At 72.9% G+C, this 16,960-nt stretch carries 15 protein-coding genes and 1 riboswitch; of the genes, 3 read left to right on the forward strand and 12 right to left on the reverse strand.

From position 1 onward, the window contains the following. Positions 1-78: 78 nt before the first annotated feature. From JOE68_RS11935 to metG, 7 genes are all read right to left on the reverse strand, one after another. Positions 79-888, reverse strand: a complete 810-nt coding sequence (locus tag JOE68_RS11935; protein WP_204842422.1) for a MetQ/NlpA family ABC transporter substrate-binding protein — start codon at positions 886-888, stop codon at positions 79-81. Positions 889-927: 39 nt separating this feature from the next. Then, entirely contained in the window at positions 928-1,611 is a 684-nt protein-coding gene (locus tag JOE68_RS11940) for a methionine ABC transporter permease (protein ID WP_204842423.1), read from the reverse strand. Continuing rightward, complete coding sequence (locus JOE68_RS11945; protein ID WP_204842424.1) at positions 1,608-2,618, reverse strand: methionine ABC transporter ATP-binding protein; 1,011 nt, start codon at positions 2,616-2,618, stop codon at positions 1,608-1,610. Before JOE68_RS11945 ends, JOE68_RS11940 begins: the two co-directional genes overlap by 4 nt. Positions 2,619-2,818: 200 nt before the next feature. After that, a riboswitch (SAM riboswitch) is annotated at positions 2,819-2,911 on the reverse strand. An 89-nt stretch (positions 2,912-3,000) separates the two neighbouring features. Then, on the reverse strand, positions 3,001-3,846 hold the full coding sequence (gene rsmA / locus JOE68_RS11950) for a 16S rRNA (adenine(1518)-N(6)/adenine(1519)-N(6))-dimethyltransferase RsmA (RefSeq protein WP_204842425.1): 846 nt from the start codon (positions 3,844-3,846) through the stop codon (positions 3,001-3,003). A 442-nt stretch (positions 3,847-4,288) separates the two neighbouring features. Continuing rightward, complete coding sequence (locus JOE68_RS11955) at positions 4,289-5,716, reverse strand: resuscitation-promoting factor (protein ID WP_204842426.1); 1,428 nt, start codon at positions 5,714-5,716, stop codon at positions 4,289-4,291. A gap of 273 nt (positions 5,717-5,989) precedes the next feature. After that, positions 5,990-6,826, reverse strand: a complete 837-nt coding sequence (locus tag JOE68_RS11960; protein WP_204842427.1) for a TatD family hydrolase — start codon at positions 6,824-6,826, stop codon at positions 5,990-5,992. Further along, positions 6,823-8,613: a methionine--tRNA ligase gene (gene metG, locus JOE68_RS11965; RefSeq protein WP_204842428.1), complete on the reverse strand. Its 1,791-nt coding sequence runs from the start codon at positions 8,611-8,613 to the stop codon at positions 6,823-6,825. Before metG ends, JOE68_RS11960 begins: the two co-directional genes overlap by 4 nt. 153 nt (positions 8,614-8,766) lie before the next feature. Here metG and JOE68_RS11970 point away from each other — a divergent pair, with 153 nt between their 5' ends. Together JOE68_RS11970 and JOE68_RS11975 are read left to right on the forward strand one after the other, a co-directional pair. After that, positions 8,767-9,405, forward strand: coding sequence for a hypothetical protein (locus JOE68_RS11970; protein ID WP_204842429.1), 639 nt, complete (start codon positions 8,767-8,769; stop codon positions 9,403-9,405). Next, on the forward strand, positions 9,398-9,742 hold the full coding sequence (locus JOE68_RS11975; RefSeq protein ID WP_204842430.1) for a hypothetical protein: 345 nt from the start codon (positions 9,398-9,400) through the stop codon (positions 9,740-9,742). Before JOE68_RS11970 ends, JOE68_RS11975 begins: the two co-directional genes overlap by 8 nt. 90 nt (positions 9,743-9,832) lie before the next feature. On the opposite strand, the gene rsmI is transcribed toward JOE68_RS11975, so the two are convergent. Next, positions 9,833-10,687: a 16S rRNA (cytidine(1402)-2'-O)-methyltransferase gene (rsmI, locus tag JOE68_RS11980; protein ID WP_204842431.1), complete on the reverse strand. Its 855-nt coding sequence runs from the start codon at positions 10,685-10,687 to the stop codon at positions 9,833-9,835. A gap of 15 nt (positions 10,688-10,702) precedes the next feature. On the opposite strand from rsmI, the gene JOE68_RS11985 reads away from it, so the two are divergent. Continuing rightward, positions 10,703-12,274, forward strand: a complete 1,572-nt coding sequence (locus JOE68_RS11985; RefSeq protein WP_204842432.1) for a dolichyl-phosphate-mannose--protein mannosyltransferase — start codon at positions 10,703-10,705, stop codon at positions 12,272-12,274. Here the strand turns inward: JOE68_RS11985 and JOE68_RS11990 are convergent. The 4 genes from JOE68_RS11990 to JOE68_RS12005 form a co-directional block, all read right to left on the reverse strand. Further along, on the reverse strand, positions 12,271-12,555 hold the full coding sequence (locus tag JOE68_RS11990; RefSeq protein ID WP_204842433.1) for a hypothetical protein: 285 nt from the start codon (positions 12,553-12,555) through the stop codon (positions 12,271-12,273). The genes JOE68_RS11985 and JOE68_RS11990 overlap by 4 nt on opposite strands. Positions 12,556-12,639: 84 nt before the next feature. Beyond that, a complete protein-coding gene (locus JOE68_RS11995; protein ID WP_204842434.1) occupies positions 12,640-14,607 on the reverse strand; it encodes a serine/threonine-protein kinase in 1,968 nt (655 codons plus the stop codon). A gap of 16 nt (positions 14,608-14,623) precedes the next feature. After that, positions 14,624-15,184, reverse strand: coding sequence for a TetR/AcrR family transcriptional regulator (locus tag JOE68_RS12000; RefSeq protein WP_307819642.1), 561 nt, complete (start codon positions 15,182-15,184; stop codon positions 14,624-14,626). Between the two features lie 413 nt (positions 15,185-15,597). Then, on the reverse strand, positions 15,598-16,911 hold the full coding sequence (locus JOE68_RS12005) for a carbohydrate-binding protein (RefSeq protein WP_204842435.1): 1,314 nt from the start codon (positions 16,909-16,911) through the stop codon (positions 15,598-15,600). Positions 16,912-16,960: the final 49 nt, after the last annotated feature.

Consider the following 16,960-nt stretch of genomic DNA (forward strand, 5'->3'; position numbering starts at 1 on the left):
GCGGGACGTGCCCCCCGCCCCCGGGAGGACCGGGGGCGGGGGGCACGCCGAACGGGCCGCGCGGCCCCTCGCGAACGGTCACACGGCCAGCACGGACCCCGCGAACGTCTCCTTGATGTAGTCCTTCACCTGCTGCGACTGCAGCAGCGCCAGCAGGTCCTTGATCCGCTTGTCGTCCTTCAGCTCGGCCCGGGTCACCAGGCCGTTGGCGTTCGGGTTGCCCTCGGCCTTCTCCAGCGCCAGCGCGTCCTCCGCCGGCTTGAGCTGCGCGTCGATGGCGTAGTTGCCGTTCACCACGGACGCGTCGGTGTCGTCCAGCGAGCGCGGCAGCTGCGCCGCCTCCAGCTCGATGAACTCCAGGTTCTTCGGGTTCTCCGCGATGTCCCGGACGGTCGCCGTCTCGCCGGCGCCCGACTTGAGCTTGATCAGGCCGTTGTCCTGGAGCAGGCGCAGGCCGCGCGCCTCGTTGGTGGCGTCGTTGGCGACCGCGACCTTGGCGCCGTCCGGCAGGTCGGCGAGCTTCTTGTGCTTCTTGGAGTACACGCCCAGCGGCTCGACGTGGACCGGGCCGATCCACTCCAGCGTCGCGCCGCTGTCGGCCTTGAACGTCTCCAGGTACGGCACGGTCTGGAAGTAGTTCGCGTCCAGCGAGCCGTCCACCAGGGCGGTGTTGGGCTGCACGTAGTCGGTGAACTCCACGACCTCGACCTTGAGGCCCTTCTCGGCGGCCAGGTTGTCCGCGACGTACTTGAGCACCTGGGCGTGCGGGACGGGGCTGACGCCCACCTTAAGGGGGGCGTCCGGGTCGGACGCGGCCCCTCCGGTCTGGCCGCTTCCGCAGCCGACCGCGATCAGCAGCACGGCGACGAGGGCAGCACGAATGCGCATGGGTCTTCCTTCACTCACGGGTGGAACGAAAGGCGGAGGTCACACGGTGGCGTGGCGACGGCGGTCCACGGCGCGCGCCACGCGGTTCGCGGTGAACTGGATCAGGGTGGCGATGACCGCCAGCACGGCCACCGTCGCCAGCATGTAGCGGTCGTCGAACCGCTGGTAGCCCTGGCGCACCGCGAGGTCGCCGAGGCCGCCGCCGCCGACGACGCCGGCCATCGCCGAGTAGCCGAGCAGGGCGATCGCGGTCACGCCGATGGCGTTGACCAGCGCGGGGAACGACTCGCGGAGCAGCACGCTGCGCACGATCCGCAGGATGGAGGCGCCGGTCGTGACCGCCGCCTCCACCGCCGCCACGTGCACTTCCGACAGGACGTTCTGGACGAGCCTGCCGACGAACGGGATGGCCCCGATCGCGAGCGGCACGACGGCCGCCGAGGGACCGGCGGTGGTGCCGACCAGCAGCCTCGTCACCGAGGTCAGCAGGACCAGCAGCACCAGGAACGGCATGGAGCGGCCGAGGTCGACCACGAAGCCGACCAGTTTGTGCACCACGGGGCTGGGCCGCAGCCCACCGGGGGCGGTGAGCTGCAACCAGACGCCGAGGGGGGTGCCGAGCAGAACGGCTATCAGGGTGGAGACGCCCACCATGTACAACGTCCCGCCGGTGGCGACCAGCGTGTCGTCGAGCACGGTGGACCAGGGTGTTGCAGACCTCACGCAGCTACTCCTTGGGGACCGGCAAGTGTTCGGCGCACCGCGCCGCCCGCTTCCGCGATCCACTCCAACGCCGAATCGGCGCGCTCACCGGTCAGACCGACCCGGAACCGCGCCACGGGGGTTTCGCCGAGCCGCGTCAGGCCGCCGCCCAGCAGGTTCAGCTCGACGCCGAACCGGCTCGTCGCCTCGGGCAGCAGCGCGCCGACGGCGGCGAAGCCGACCAGCACGACGTCCGCGACCCGGTCGAACGAGCCCTCCAGCGCCGGGTTCTGGTCCACGGCGGGCAGCAGCGAGGCGGCCGTGCGCGAGGACGCGTCCGAGACCAGGTCGAGCACCTTGCCGTGCTCCACGACGCGACCGCCGTCGAGCACCGCCACGTCGTCGCAGATCCGGCGGACCACGCCCATGTCGTGGGTCACCACGAGCACCGTCACGCCCAGCTCGGAGCGCGCGCGGTCCAGCACGGTGAGCACCGAGCCGGTCGTGTCCGGGTCCAGGGCCGAGGTCGGCTCGTCGGCCAGCAGCACCGACGGGCTGGCCGCCAGGGCGCGCGCGACGGCGATCCGCTGGCGCTGGCCGCCGGAGAGCTGGTCGGGGTAGGTGCCCGCCTTGTCGGTCAGGCCCACGAGGTCGAGCAGCTCGGCGACGCGGGTGCGCCGCTGCGGTCCGGGCACGCCCGCCGACTCCAGCGGCAGGGCCACGTTGCCCGCGGCGGTGCGCTGGCGCAGCAGCGAGTCGCCCTGCGGCACGACGCCGATCTGCCGGCGGGCGGCGCGCAGCGCGGGGCCGCCGAGCGAGACCAGGTCGGTGCCGTCGACGCGGATGGCGCCGCTGTCGGGCCGCTCCAGGAGCGCGACGCACCGCGCCAGGGTGGACTTGCCCGCCCCGCTGGGGCCGACGACGCCGAGGACGGTGCCCGCGGCGACGTCCAGGTTCACGCCGTCCAGCGCGCGAACCTGACCGGTACTCCCGGGGAAGGTCTTGGTGAGGTTCTCAACAGTGATCACGTTTCGCTCCACGACTGCACGCGACCGCGCACGCTCGTGGCGTGCGCGTACGGAGGCCGGCTCAAGGGTGTTCGTCCGCGGGCGGACTGCGAGGACTCGGGGGTGCGCCTAAGCTCAGCGGTGGCTGCGACAGCCCGATACCGTGCGGCGGCCGTGGTCGACGACTCGCCGGCGAGTGAGCAGCATCCTGGGCACGTGATCCTCCATCGCTCCTGGCTGAAGCACCTGCCTCCGGGTGGAGGTGGTTGCTGCGGCGTCGTGGAGCCAGGTCTCTCGGCCGCTCGGGATGGCAGCACGAGTACACCGGAGAGCGTGGCTTGAACGCAAGCTCCGATGAGGATCGTTCGTCAAATCACACCGTCGGCCGACTGCTCACGGGCCTCTAACCTGCGGAAACCTCCGCGATCCGGAGGAATTCCCCGATCCGCAGTTGCTCACCCCGGGCGCCCGGGTCGACCCCCGCGGCCAGCAGCAGCCGCTCGGCCCGCGCGGCCGAACCGGCCCACCCGGCCAGCGCGCCGCGCAGGGTCTTGCGCCGCTGGGCGAACGCCGCGTCCACCAGTGCGAACAACGCCTCCCGGGGCACGCCGGCCGGCTCCGGGTGGCGGGTGAACGCCACCAGCGCGGAGTCCACGTTCGGCACCGGCCAGAACACCGAGCGGGGCACCGGGCCGGCCCGGCGGGCGTCGGCGTACCAGGCGAGCTTCACGCTCGGCACCCCGTAGACCTTGCTGCCCGGCCCGGCGGCCATCCGGTCGGCCACCTCCGACTGCACCATCACCAGGCCGGTGCGCAGCGACGGCAGCTCGGCCAGCAGGTGCAGCACCACCGGCACCGCGACGTTGTACGGGAGGTTGGCCACCAGGGCGGTCGGCGGCGCGGGGAACCGGTCGGCCGTGACGCGCAGGGCGTCGGCCTCGACCACCGCCAGCCGGTCGGCGAGGCCGGGCGCGCGCTCGGCCGCGGTCCGCGGGAGCCGGCCCGCCAGCACCGGGTCGATCTCCACCGCCACCAGCCGCCGGCACGCCGGGAGCAGCGCCAGCGTCAGCGACCCCAGCCCCGGCCCCACTTCGAGCACCACGTCGTCGGGGCCCAGCTCGGCCGCCGCCACGATCCTGCGCACCGTGTTCGGGTCGTGCACGAAGTTCTGGCCGAGCTTCTTGGTGGGCCGGATGTCCAGCTCGGCGGCCAGCCGACGGACGTCGGCAGGGCCCAGGAGCGCGCTCACGGGCTCAGCCGCCGACGAAGCCTCAGTCACGCCCACATTCTCCCCCAGCCCGCCCCCGCGCCCCCAACCGGTGCCACGGGCTCCCGATCCCCACCACGCCAGGGATGCGCCCGGCGGGGCCGCGTCGGCGCCTGGACTGAGCCAATCCGCCGACGCGGAGCCTGCGGAGCGTCAGCGGATTCGCGAGGGAAGGCGCCGACTCCAAGCGCCCCGCCCGCCCCGATGAAGTCGGGGCAATCCAACACCGCGCACCGATGCCAGGGGCTCCCGATCCCCACGCCTCGGATGCGCCCGGCGGGGCCGCGTCGACGCCTGGACTGAGCCAATCCGCCGACGCGGAGCCTGCGGAGCGTCAGCGGATTCGCGAGGGAAGGCGCCGACTCCAAGCGGCCCCGCCCGCCCCGACGGAGTCGGGGCAATCCAACACAGCCGGGGCAATCAATTACGGCAAGCCGAGCTTCTGCTGGCAGTGGGGCCAGGCGGAGTAGCCGCCGCGGGCGTCGCGCAGCTTGGTGGCCACCGCGATCTGCTGCTCGCGGGTCGCCTGGTGCGGGTACGCGGCGTACTGGCCGCCGCCGTAGGCGTCCCAGGTGCCCTTGTTGAACTGCAGGCCGCCGTAGTAGCCGTTGCCGGTGTTGATCGCCCAGTTGCCGGTCGCCTCGCACTGCGCCAGCCGGTCCCACACCGCGCCGTCCGGCGGGACCTTGGTGCCGACCTTGACCTTCTTGGCCTTGGGCTCCTTGGTGACCTTCGCGCCCAGCTTCTCGCGGGCGGTCTCCTTGCCGTTCTTGATGGTCACGCGGTAGGTGACGATCTGCTCACCGGGCACGCCCGGCTCGACGACCTCTTTCTGGCCCTTCAGCAGCGAGTCGTCCGGGACCTCCTCGACGCCCGGCTCCACGGCCTCCGTCGCGTTGATCACCGACACGCCCGTGCGGCTGATGTGGACCTCGGCGCCGTTGGTGATGCGCAGGTCCGCGGCGGTCTCGAGCTTGTCGTCCGGGCCGAGGGCGAGGTTCTCGGCCTTCATCAGCTCGTCGACGGTCACGGCGGTCGTGCGGACCTGCCTGGCCGCGTTGCCGCCGTCGAAGACGGTGACGGTCTTGAGGCTCTTGACCTCCAGCTCCAGACCGCCGAGGGGGACGGCCATGCCGCGGTCGTGGGAGACCCACGCGCCCTCGTCGTCGACCTTCAGCTGCTCCAGCGCCTCGTCCACGGTGACCGAGCGGACCCAGCCCTCGCGCTGCTCGCCGTCGACGGTCAGCTTCACCTGGCGGCCGCGGTCCAGCGAGATCTTCCCGCCGTCGCCGACCTTCGCCTGGGGCGACGGGCTGAGCGCGTCGTGCTCGCCGACCGCGATGCCCTCGTCGGCCAGGATCTCGCCGACGGTGGACTCGTAGGTGCGGACGGTCTTGGCCTCGCCGTCGACGTCGACCGTGACGGACTTGTCCATCGCGATCGCGGTGGCCCCGCCGCCGGAGAGGGTCACCAGCACGGTGGCGACCGCGGCCTTGAGGAAGCGGCGCTTCCACTTCCCGGCGGCTTCGACCAGGGCGGCCGGCGGGGTGCCGGGCTGCTCGGCAGCCAGGGCGCCCGCGGCCCGGTCCTGGGAGACCTCGTCCGGGATGATGATGGGCGGCAGGAGCGTGGTCTCGGCGTTGATCAGCCGGATCAGCTCGTCGACGTCGACGTCGGCGTTCGCCAGCAGCTCGTCCGCGTCGGGTCCGAGGACCTCCAGGACGTCGTCCGGCGTGATGCTGAAAACCGCGGTGTCCCCATCGGACCAACCGGGCTCCGGTCTGTCCAGGACGTCCACCGAGGTGGACTTCACGGGGGTAAACCAGTCGGTGTCCTCGTTGAACGAGTTCACGGGGTTCCATACCTCCTGAAGGCGCGAAGCTAGCGCACACGTTCGGTGTCGGCGGTCAGCTCGTGATCTCCGGCAACTCCCGTGCGTGCTCGTCTTCTCGCTTCTGGCGCGTAAACCCGCCCCGACTGCGGGCTGTGCCCGAGGACTGAACGCGGGGCACGGTCACGGGACCGTAACGGGTGCGCCGGGGTTGTGCAAACACCCCTGTCCGGGTTGTGAGGTCAGTCACCCCGTCGGGGGAGCAAGCCGGTCGGCCATTCGTCGTAAAGAGCACTAGCTTTGCACCGCGTCACCGAGTTTGAAGACCCGCTCGGCGTTCCGGGTGACAGTTGACGCCAGCTCGGCCAATTCCACGTGACGCAGCGTCGCAAGATCACGGAGCGTGTAGTTCGCGCAGTACGGCTCGTTCGGGCGCCCCCGGAAGGGGTGCGGGGTGAGGAACGGCGCGTCGGTCTCCACGAGCACGTGGTCCGCCGGGACCCAGGCCGCCGCCTCGCGCAGCGCGTGCGCGTTGCGGAAGGTCGCGGTGCCCGCGAAGGACAGCACGAACCCCCGCTCCACGCACGCGCGCGCGAAGGCGAGGTCGCCGGAGAAGCAGTGGAAGACCACTGTGGACGGTGGTCCCTCCTCGTCCAGGATGCGCAGGACGTCGTCGTGCGCGTCCCGGTCGTGGATCATCAACGCCTTGCCGACGCGCTTGGAAAGCTCGATGTGCCAGCGGAAAGCCTCGTGCTGCGCGGCCGGCGGCGAGTAGTCCCAGTAGTAGTCCAACCCGGTCTCCCCGACCGCGACCACCCGCGGCCGCGCGGCCAGGCGGGTCAGCTCCGCGCGGTCGGCGTCGGAGAAGGCGGCCGTGCGGGTCGGGTGCAGGGCCACCGCCGCGAAGACCCGCTCGTCCCACGTGGCGGCCTCGGCCGCCCACCGGGCGGACGCGAGGTCGTCCGCGACGGTGATCACGCGGTCCACGCCCGCCGCGTTCGCCCGGTCGAGCAATTCTCTTACCTGGTCGGGTGTTTCCGCCCCGCAGGCGTCGAGGTGGGTGTGCGCGTCGACCACCGGCGCCGGCAGCGCGTCCGGCACCGGCGGTCGTTCGCCCCGGCGTCCGCTCACCGCGCGATCGGGGCCCACTCGGGGCCGGTCTCGCCCAGTTCCGGGTCGAGCTTGGCGAACAGCGGCGCGGGCTTGGCCAGCGGTCGGCCGACCTCGATCGGCGTGGAACCCCAGCGCGCTTGCTCGGCCGCGTAGTCACCGGTCAGCACCGGGTACTCGCGGTCGGGGACGTCCAGGTCGGACACCTCGGTCAGCCGCGGCTGCGCCGACCACACGCCCGTGCCGCCCAGCGCCTCGTGCACCTGCTGCGCCGAGTGCGGCAGGAACGGCGTCAGCAGCGTGTTCGCGTCCTGGACGACCTGGAGCGCGGTGTGCAGGACGGTGTCCCGGCGCTCCGGGTCGTCCTTGAGCTTCCACGGCTCCTGCTCGGACAGGTAGCGGTTGGCCGCGCCGACGACCTTCATCGCCTCGCCGGAAGCCTGCTTGAACCGCGACCGGCGCAGGTGCCCGCCCACCACGTCGAACGCCCTGCGGGACAGCTCCAGCAGCTCGTGGTCGGCCTGCGCCGGCGCGGTCGGCCGCGGGACCGCGCCCACGTTCTTGTGCGCCATCGAGATGGACCGGTTGACCAGGTTGCCCCACTCGTTGGCCAGCTCGAAGTTCGTGCGGCGCACGAACTCGTCCCAGGTGAAGTCGGTGTCCTGGTTCTCCGGGCCGGCGACGGAGATGAAGTAGCGCAGGGCGTCGGGCCCGAACTCGCGCAGGAAGTCGGTCACGTAGATGACGGTGCCGCGCGAGGTGGAGAACTTGGACCCGCTCATGGTCAGGAACTCGCTGGAGACGACCTCCGTGGGCAGGTTCAGCGTGCCGAACGCGCCCGGCTCGCCGCCCTTCGCGCCCTGGCCGTTCTGGCCGAGCAGCAGCGACGGCCAGATCAGCGAGTGGAAGACGATGTTGTCCTTGCCCATGAAGTAGTAGCCCAGGGCGTCGCCGGTCCAGAACTCCTTCCAGGCGTCGTCGTCGCCGCTGCGGCGGGCCCACTCGACCGACGCGCTGAGGTACCCGATGACCGCGTCGAACCACACGTAGAACCGCTTGAGCGGCTGGTCGCGCCACCCGTCGAGGGGGATCGGCACGCCCCAGTCCAGGTCGCGCGTGATGGCCCGCGGCCGAAGGTCGTCGAGCAGGTTCTGGCTGAACTTGAGGACGTTCGGCCGCCACTCCGTGCGGGTCCGCAGCCAGCCGCCGAGCGCGTCGATGAACTGCGGGAGGTCCAGGAACAGGTGCTCGGTCTCGACGAACCGCGGCACCTCGCCGTTGATCCGCGACCGCGGGTTCTTCAGGTCGATCGGGTCGAGCTGGTTGCCGCAGTTGTCGCACTGGTCGCCGCGCGCGCCGTCGTAGCCGCAGATCGGGCAGGTGCCCTCGATGTAGCGGTCGGGCAGCGTCCGGCCGGTGGACGGGCTGATCGCGCCCATCTCGGTCCGGGGCACCACGTAGCCGTTGCGCCACAGGGCGAGGAACAGCTCCTGCACGACCTTGTAGTGGTTGCCGGTGGTGGTCCGCGTGAACAGGTCGTAGGACAGGCCGAGGCCCTGGAGGTCCTCGGCGATGACGCGGTTGTACTTGTCCGCGAGCTGCCGCTCGGTCAGGCCCTCCTTCTCGGCCTGGACCGAGATGGGCGTGCCGTGCTCGTCCGTGCCGGAGACCATCAGCACCCGGTTCCCCGACATCCGCATGAAGCGCGAGAACACGTCGGAGGGGACACCGAACCCTGATACGTGACCGATGTGGCGGGGCCCGTTCGCATACGGCCACGCCACCGCGGTCAACACGGAGGCACTCATGTGCTAAGCCTACGGAGGTGCCACCACCTGGTTTCCGGCGGCTGCCGGTTGCGCGCCCGGTGCGCGCAACCGCGGGTCCGACCGGCCTCCGGGGCCGGCGCGTGATCGTCGATCTCGAACTTTCATGACAGTGAGCGCTGGTACGATCACGCAGTGTCAACACTGGCCGCGGTGGCTACCGAGGCGTACGAGGCGCTCGACCGGTCGGCAGCAGCGAGGTCGCACCTCGAACTGGCCGCCGAACTCCTGGGTGAGGTGGCCGAGGTGCTGGCGCGCGCGTTGTCGGGTGCCGGCGGCTCGGAGCCCGCGCAGGTCATCGGGGAGTTCAGCAGGTTCCACCGCACGGCCGTGGAGCTGGCGGTGTGCCTCGACACCGGAGACCGCCGCATCCGGGCCTGGATCGCCCGGGAAGTCGGCAGCGGTCCCGGCGCCTTCCCGGTGCCACCCGGTCTGCCGCCGCGGCAGTGGAGGGGGCTCGACGCGGTCGGGCACGCGCGCCAGGCCGGCAGGGCGATCGGCCGAGCCCCCCGCGGCAACAAGAAGCAGCCGATCAGGGAGGTGCGGTCGCTGCGCGAACTGGACGGGTTGTTCTCCGTCCTGGCGGTCGGCGCCGTGCCCGTCGAGAAGCCGACCTACGTCGGCTGGCTGTACGAGTTCCCCGACCGGAGCACGATCGGCTATCGGACCAGGGTGAAGACCACGGTGGAGCCGACCATCGAGATCGTGACCCCGGACGGCGTCCGGTTGAAGATCCACGTCAACGCGGAAGGGTGGGACCAGCCCCGTGCCTGAGGACCTGATCGCCTACGTCAGCGAGGAGCTGGAGACCGACTGGATCGGCTTCGCCGAGTTCCCCGCGATCATCCGCGAGACCACCGGGACCGCCGACGACCTGCTGCGCCGCGCGGGCGAAGCGGCGGCAGGGCTGGTCCGGGACGGAGTGCTCGTGGCGGGCGTGGTGACCGAACGGGGCTTCGCCCCGTGGGCGGGCGGCGCCGAGGAATCGGCGCGACGCATCGAACGGGCTACGGCGGAGATGCTGGACAACGGTGTGCTGCCCGGTGTCGGGGACGTGTGCTGGTTCGACCTCCCGTCCCACGCCGCGCAGTGGGCCGAACCCGTTCGGTAGCTCCCGCCACGCAGCCGGTGAAGGCGCGCCGACCGGCGGGGCGCGGTCGCGGGCCGGCGCGGTCGCGCGGCCCGGCTCGCGGCTCCCGGGTCAGCCGCCGCTGACCACGGCGTCGTACAGGGCCTTCTTGCTCACCCCCGCCGCCTCCGCGACCTCCGCCGCCGCCGACTTGAGCCGCTCCCCGTCGGCCACCCGCTGTTTCACCTCCGCCACCAGCGACCCCATCGACGGCCCCGCCGCGGGCTCGCCCGGCGCGAGCACGACCGTGACCTCGCCCTTCACGCCCCCGGCCGCCCACTCGGCCAGCTCGCCCAGGCCACCGCGCCGCACCTCCTCGTAGGTCTTGGTCAGCTCCCGGCACACCGCCGCGCGCCGGTCGGCCCCGAGCACGGCGGCGGCGTCGGCCAGGGTCGCGGCCAGCCGGTGCGGCGACTCGAAGAAGACGCACGTGCGCGGTTCCGAAGCCAGCGCCGCGAACCAGCGCTGCCGCTCGCCCTGCTTGCGCGGCGGGAAGCCGTCGAAGCAGAACCGGTCCGACGGCAGCCCCGACACGGCCAGCGCCGTCGTCACGGCGGACGGGCCGGGCAGGCAGGTGACCGCGATGCCCTCCGCCACGCACGCCGCCACCAGCCGGTAGCCCGGGTCGGACACGCTGGGCATCCCGGCGTCGGTCACCAGCAGCACGGTCCGCCCCGCGTGCAGGGCCTCGACCAGACCGGGCAGCCGGGTGGTCTCCACCTGGTCGTAGAAGCTGACCACGCGGCCGGTCGGCGCCACGTCCAGGGCGTTGGCCAGGTTGCGCAGCCGGCGCGTGTCCTCCGCCGCCACCACGTCGGCGGTGGCCAGGGCCTCCACCAGGCGCGGCGAGGCGTCGCGGACGTCTCCGAGCGGGGTGGCGGCGAGCACCAGGCGGCCCGATCCCGATACAGGTCTCACACCGTTCACCCTACGATCGGGTCCGTGAGCCTGATCGCACCGCAGTCCGCAGACGACGTGGTCGGCGTCGGGGAGCTGCCCCCGACCAGCCCGCCTCCGGGCAACGACCGCGAGCAGCGGGCCCGGCAACTCGAACCGGGACCGCTGTCCGGCGCCCTGCGCGGGTGGCTGGTCACGCTGGCCGTGGCGCTCGTCGGCGGCGTGGTGCGGTTCTGGAACCTGGGGTTCCCGACCGACAAGGGCACGCCCCTGTTCGACGAGAAGCACTACGTGCCCCATGCCGCACAGGTGCTGCGCAACGGCGGGTACGAGGACAACCCCGGCTACGAGCTGATCGTCCACCCGCCGCTGGGCAAGCAGCTCATCGCGATCGGCCAGTGGCTGTTCGGGTACGACGCCGTGGGCTGGCGGTTCGCCTCGGCGCTGGCCGGCGCCCTCACGATCCTGCTGGTGGTGCGGATCGCGCGGCGGCTCACGCGGTCCGACCTGCTCGCCGCGATCGCCGGCGTGCTGCTCATCGCGGACGGCATGAGCCACGTGCAGTCCCGGATGGGGATGCTGGACGTCTTCCTGACGTTCTTCGTGGTGGTCGCGTTCGCGTGCCTGCTGGTGGACCGGGACCAGATGCGGTCGCGGCTGGCCGTGGCGGTGCGCGAGGGCTGGGTGGGCAACTCGGCGTTCGGCCCGTCCCTCGGGTTCCGCTGGTGGCGGTTCGGCGCCGGCGTGGCCCTGGGCCTGGCCTGCGGCGTCAAGTGGTCGGGCGCCTGGTACATCGCGTTCTTCGGCGTGCTGTCGGTGCTGTGGGGCGCGACCGCGCGGCGTTCGGCGGGTGTCCGGCGGCCGTGGCTGGGCGCGTTCGCCAAGGACCTGCTGCCGTCGCTGTTCGCCCTGGCCCTGATCCCGGTCCTGACCTACCTGGCGACGTGGTGGGCGTGGTTCGCCAGCGAGACGGCCATCGACCGGCACGTGGCGGGCGTGAAGATCCCCGAGGACTCGTGGATCCCGGCCCCGTTGCGGGCGCTGTGGTACTACAGCGGCAACGTGCTGGACTTCCACACCAAGCTGGTGACGTCGGAGACCAACAACCACCCGTGGGAGTCCAAGCCCTGGACGTGGCCCATGGGCCTGCGCCCGATGCTCTACTACTACGAGGGCGCGGTGACCGGCTGCGGCGCGGCGACGTGCATCGGGGCGACCATGCTCCTGGGCACGCCGGCGCTGTGGTGGGTGGCGTTCCCGGTGCTGGCCTGGGCGCTGTGGCAGTCGATCGCGAAGCTGGACTGGCGCTACGCGGCCGTGCTGGTCGGCTACGGCGCGGGCTTCCTGCCGTGGTTCACCAACGTGGAACGGCAGATGTACTTCTTCTACGCGATGCCCCTGGCGCCGTTCCTGGTGCTCGGCATCGTGCTGGTGCTGGGCGAGGTGCTGGGGTCGGCGTCGGCGGGCAAGGAGCGCCGGGGCACCGGGATGCTCGCGGTGGCCCTGTACGTGGGCCTGGTGGTGGCGAACTTCGTGTGGCTGTGGCCGATCCTCAACGGCATACCGATCACGCCGGAGATGTGGGAGGCGCAGCGCTGGCTGCCGTCCTGGCGCTAGGCCGGGCGGTTCGGCGCGCGGCCACCTTTCCCGGGCACGCGGGCGATCTCGGGCGCGTCCCACCGCTCGGGTGAGCGGAACGCCGTGCCGCCCACCGAGCCGGCCCCGCCCTGCGTCCGGCCCACCGCCTGACCCGACGCCGACGCCGAGCAGCCCAGGGCCCCGCACCGGGCCGAGGGCGTCACGGCGGTCGGCTTCACCGAGGTCGCCCGCCGGGCGCGGACCTGCGACGCCTGCCTGGCGGCCCTGGCCGCGGCCGGGCGGCCGGAGTTCGTCGCCATCGCTCCCACGGCCCGCGCCACCGCCGCCAGGCCGACCCGCAGGCTCCCCCCTGATGTCCTGAGCGGCTGTCCTGGGCGGCCGGCTCAGCGCGCCGGCCGGGTCGGCGGCTCGGGCCGGTCGATCAGCCGGGTGACCGGGCCCTCCTTGCTCACCCCCGCCTGCGACAGCCACGCGCCCAGCTCGGACCGGATCGACGCCAGCGACGGGCGGCGGGCCGGGTCGGCGTCCAGCGCGCTGGTCAGCAGCCGGTGGTGGGCGCTGTGCTGGGGCAGCTTCACGCACGGCGCGCCTTGGGCGGCGGCCATCAGCGACGAGATCGGGTTCTCCCGCGTCCCGCGCGGCGGGTGGCCGGTCAGCGCGTAGCTCACCGTGGCGGCCAGCTGCCAGGCGTCCGACGCCGGGCTGGCCGCCTCGCCGCGCGCGGTCTCCGGGGCGAGGAAGTCGGGCGTGCCGACCATCATCCCGGTGGCGGTGAGCGTGCTGTCGCCCTTGGAACGGGCGATGCCGAAGTCGATCAGGTGGGCCGTGCCGCCGCCGTCGACGATCACGTTGGACGGCTTCACGTCCCGGTGCAGCACGCCCTGCTCGTGCGCGGCGGCGAGGGCGTCGGCCATGTTGACCCACAGCCGCGCGGCCAGGGTGTCCTGGAGCAGCCCGTTGCCGAGCACCACGTCCGACAGCGGCTGCCCGTCGATGTACTCCATGACGATGGCCAGCCCGTCCGGGTCCTGCACGATGTCGAACACCCGCACGCAGTTCGGGTGCCGCACCGCGGCCAGCGCCCGCGCCTCGCGCAGCATCCGCTGCTCGGTGTCGTTGTCCGGGGCGTGCGCGAGCTTGACCGCCACCGTGCGGTCGAGCTGGGTGTCCACGGCGAGCCACACGGTGCCGAACCCGCCCCGCCCCAGCTGCCGGACGCGCCGGAACCGCCCGCTCGCCGGGTTCCACACCTTGCCGGAGTCCGCGGGCGCGGGCGCCGGCGCGCTCGCGCCGGGGCCGAAGGGCAGCGGTCCGGGCGTGTCGGCGAGCTGCGCGGGCTGCTCCTCCACGCGCGTCGGCCGCGGCTGCGCGGGCTCCACCGGCGGCTCGGCGACCCGCGTCGGCGGGTACTGCCGGGCGGGCGGCTTGACCGGCGCCGGCGTCGGGGCCGGTTTCTGGACGGGGTTCTGGACCGGTTTCCGGGGCGGGTTCGGGTTGTACGGCGGCACCGGGCGGTACGGCGGGACCTGCGCGGGCTGGTACGGCGGCGGCTTCGGCGGCCCCTGGTACGGCGGCGGGTTGTTGCGCGCGGACGCGGCGGGCTGCGGGGTGGCGTGCGACGACGCGGCGGGCTGCGACGCGGCGGGCTGCGGTTGTGACGGGGACGGCGTGCCGCGGTCCCGGCCGGGGCGGTTCAGCATGGCGGTAGTCAACCCGAAGACCCGCACGACCAGCGAGCCCACCAGCGCGACCGGGAAGAACCCGAGCAGCAGGTGGCCGACCAGCGTCACGGGCAGTGCCGAGGTGGCCACCAGCAGCACCGCGAAGGGCGGCCAGAACACCCGGCGCGGCCAGTTCGGGCCCAGCCGGAACGCCGACCCCGCCTGGAGCACCACGAACAGCAGGCTCAGCAGGGCCAGCACGGCGGTCGCGACGCCCGCGTAGAACGGCCACGAGGCGGGGCCGCCCTCGAACGCCTCGATGATCGACGGGGTGCCCACCAGGTACGTGCCCTGGGTGAACGCGGAGCACGGCGACCAGGTGAGCGAGTCCGCGCCGGCCAGCGAGCCGCTGCGCAGGGCGTTGACCGAGCCGGAGAACAGGACCCACGGCAGCACCAGCGTGCTCGTCACGCCCAGCACCGCGAACACCGCCCCGGTCACCGGGCCGTAGGAGTTGCCGACGACCCGGCGGACCGTGATCGCCAGCAGCGCGGCTGCTGTCGGCAGCAGGCCGATGACCGCGCCCAGCGCCGTCGTGGTCCACGCCCAGTCGCCGGGGCAGAGCGGGACGGCGGTCCACCCGTGCAGCCACGCCAGCAGGGCCTTGGCCAGCTCCACGCCCTCCACCACCCCTTCTCGTCGCCTCTCAGGGTACGGGTGCGGGCCAGGCCGACATGGCCGCACGCGCGACGTGGTCGAGTTCCTCGCGGGTGGCGCCGTCGCGGGCGAGGCCGGACATCCCGCCCAGGGTCGCGGCGACGAACACGGCCAGGCCGTGCGGGTCCGCGTCCGCCGGGAGCGCGCCGGCCACGACGTCGCGGCGGATCCTCGCCTCCAGCGCGGCGACGGCGGCGCGGCGGAGATCACCGAGTTCGGGGGAGCTGAAGACCAGGCAGCCGCGCGGGTGGTCCGGGTCGGTGTACCGGGCGGCGGCCTCGCGCAGGACCCGCTCGACGGCGGCGCGCGCGGTGGGCTCCTCCTCGGCGGCGCGGGCGGCGAACGCGCCGCGGGTCCGCGCGTACCGCTCGACGACCTCGGCGAACAGCGCCTTCTTCGCGCCGAACGCCGCGTACAGGCTGGGCGGGTTGACGCCGGTCAGCTCGGTCAGGTCGGCGACGGAGGTCGCGTCGTAGCCCTTCCGCCAGAAGGCGCGCATCACCTGGTCGAGCACTTCTTCCCGGTCGAACCCCCGCCTGCGCCCCGCCACGGCCTCATTTTATAACGACCGCTACACAGACCTGTCCGGTGACCGGCGCGGAGCACGGGGCCCGCTGCGGACTGCGGGACGCCGGAGGCGGTGTCGACGGCGGTGGGCATCGCGGTGGTGACGGCGGTGGGGCTCCGTGACGGGCGACGCCCGCCGGAGCCGGTCCCCGGGACGACCGGCGGCTCGGGCCTCCGGCGCACCCGGCCCGCACACGTGTGCGCCGGGTGGCCTCCCGACGGGCATCGCGACCCCGCGATCCGCCGGACGACCACCCGGCACACGACCACCCGGCTGCGCGCCGGGAGGGTTAGTGGGGGCGGGGCGCCTCCGCAAACGCCCCGTCATCCCCGGTGAGCGCGTGGAAGGGGGGCCCGACGCGAGTCGGGCCCCTCCCCCGCGCGCGAAGCTTGCCGCTAGTTCGCGCGCGCCCACAGGGCGGGCACCGAAGGCGGATCCCAGCCGGTTTGGGACGTGTGCCCCTGCAAGCACCTGTACCCGACGCCGTCGTACGTCACGGTCGTGCCGATCGAGTACGCGACGCCTGGCTGCCAGGTCGTGCCGCCGGGGTTGCTGGAAGTCGTGGTCGGCGAGGTGGTGCTGGTTGGAGGCGTGCCGCCATCGAGGACCAACTGGAGCCCGTAGACCTGGAGGATCTCGTTCACCGGCTGGTAGTACGTCGTGCCGCCGGACGAACAGTTCCCGGAACCGCCGGAGGTGACGCCCTGGGCCTGGTCACCGGTGAGCCACGAGCCGCCCGAGTCGCCGGGCTCGGCGCAGGCGTTCGTGCGGACCACTCCGGTGATCGTGCCTTCAGGGTAGGTCACGGAGGTGTTCTTCTGCTGGATCGTGCCGCAGTGCCAACCGGTCGTGGAGCCGGACCGGCAGACCGACGCGCCGACGGGGGACTCGGTGGAGCCCTTCACCGGGACGGTGCCGGGGTACCGGTTGACCAGGCCGCGCATGGTGTTGCCCGCGCCGACCCGGACCCAGGCGTAGTCGTTGCCCGGGAAGCTGGAACCCGCGAAGGTGCCGGTGGGCTGGGTGGTCCCGGACCCGGTCCGGCCGCAGTGGCCGGCGGTCACGAAGCCGCCGTTGACCGAGAAGCCCACCGAGCAGCGGCCGCCGCCGCTCATGTAGTACGCGTTGCCGCCGATGACGTCGATCAGCGGCCGGGGGCTCTCGGAGGACTGCTCGATGCGGACGTCGGCCACGTCGACCCCGCTGGCCTCGGCGAACGCCTTGGCGCTCTCGGGGTTGTGGGCGAGCATGACGACCGAGTTGGCCTTCACGTCGACGTACCAGACCGGCACGTCCTTGGGCGCGTTCTTGTTCGCGTCCAGCTTGGCCTTCAGCTCGTCGAGCCGGGCCTGGCTGCGCTTGACCACCTTCGGCGTCGCGCCGGCGGCCTTGACCGCCTGGATCTGCGCCGCGTCGGTGACCGCGACGACCAGCTCGGTGGCGTCGTCGTTCAGCCACGAGCCGCCGTAGCCCTGGCCGAGCCGGGACTTGAGGCCGAACTCGGTGGTCGCCGCCTTGGCTTCCCTCGCCAGCCGGGCGCGGGCCTGGTCGGGCGTGATCTTGAAGTCGCGGGCCATGGCCGCGACCAGACCGCTCTCCTCTTGTTGCAGCGTCGGTGGGCCGGCCGTCGCGGTGGAGGTCAGAGCCACTGCCACGCCGGCAGCGCTCAGGACCGCCACGGCGACAGCAGCCGTGATGCGTCGAGTCATCCGTTGTCTCCTTGCAGGGGTGGTGACACGGGATGCGGGGCCGTGCGGA

The organism is Saccharothrix algeriensis (assembly GCF_016907655.1).
Lineage (GTDB): Bacteria > Actinomycetota > Actinomycetes > Mycobacteriales > Pseudonocardiaceae > Actinosynnema > Actinosynnema algeriense.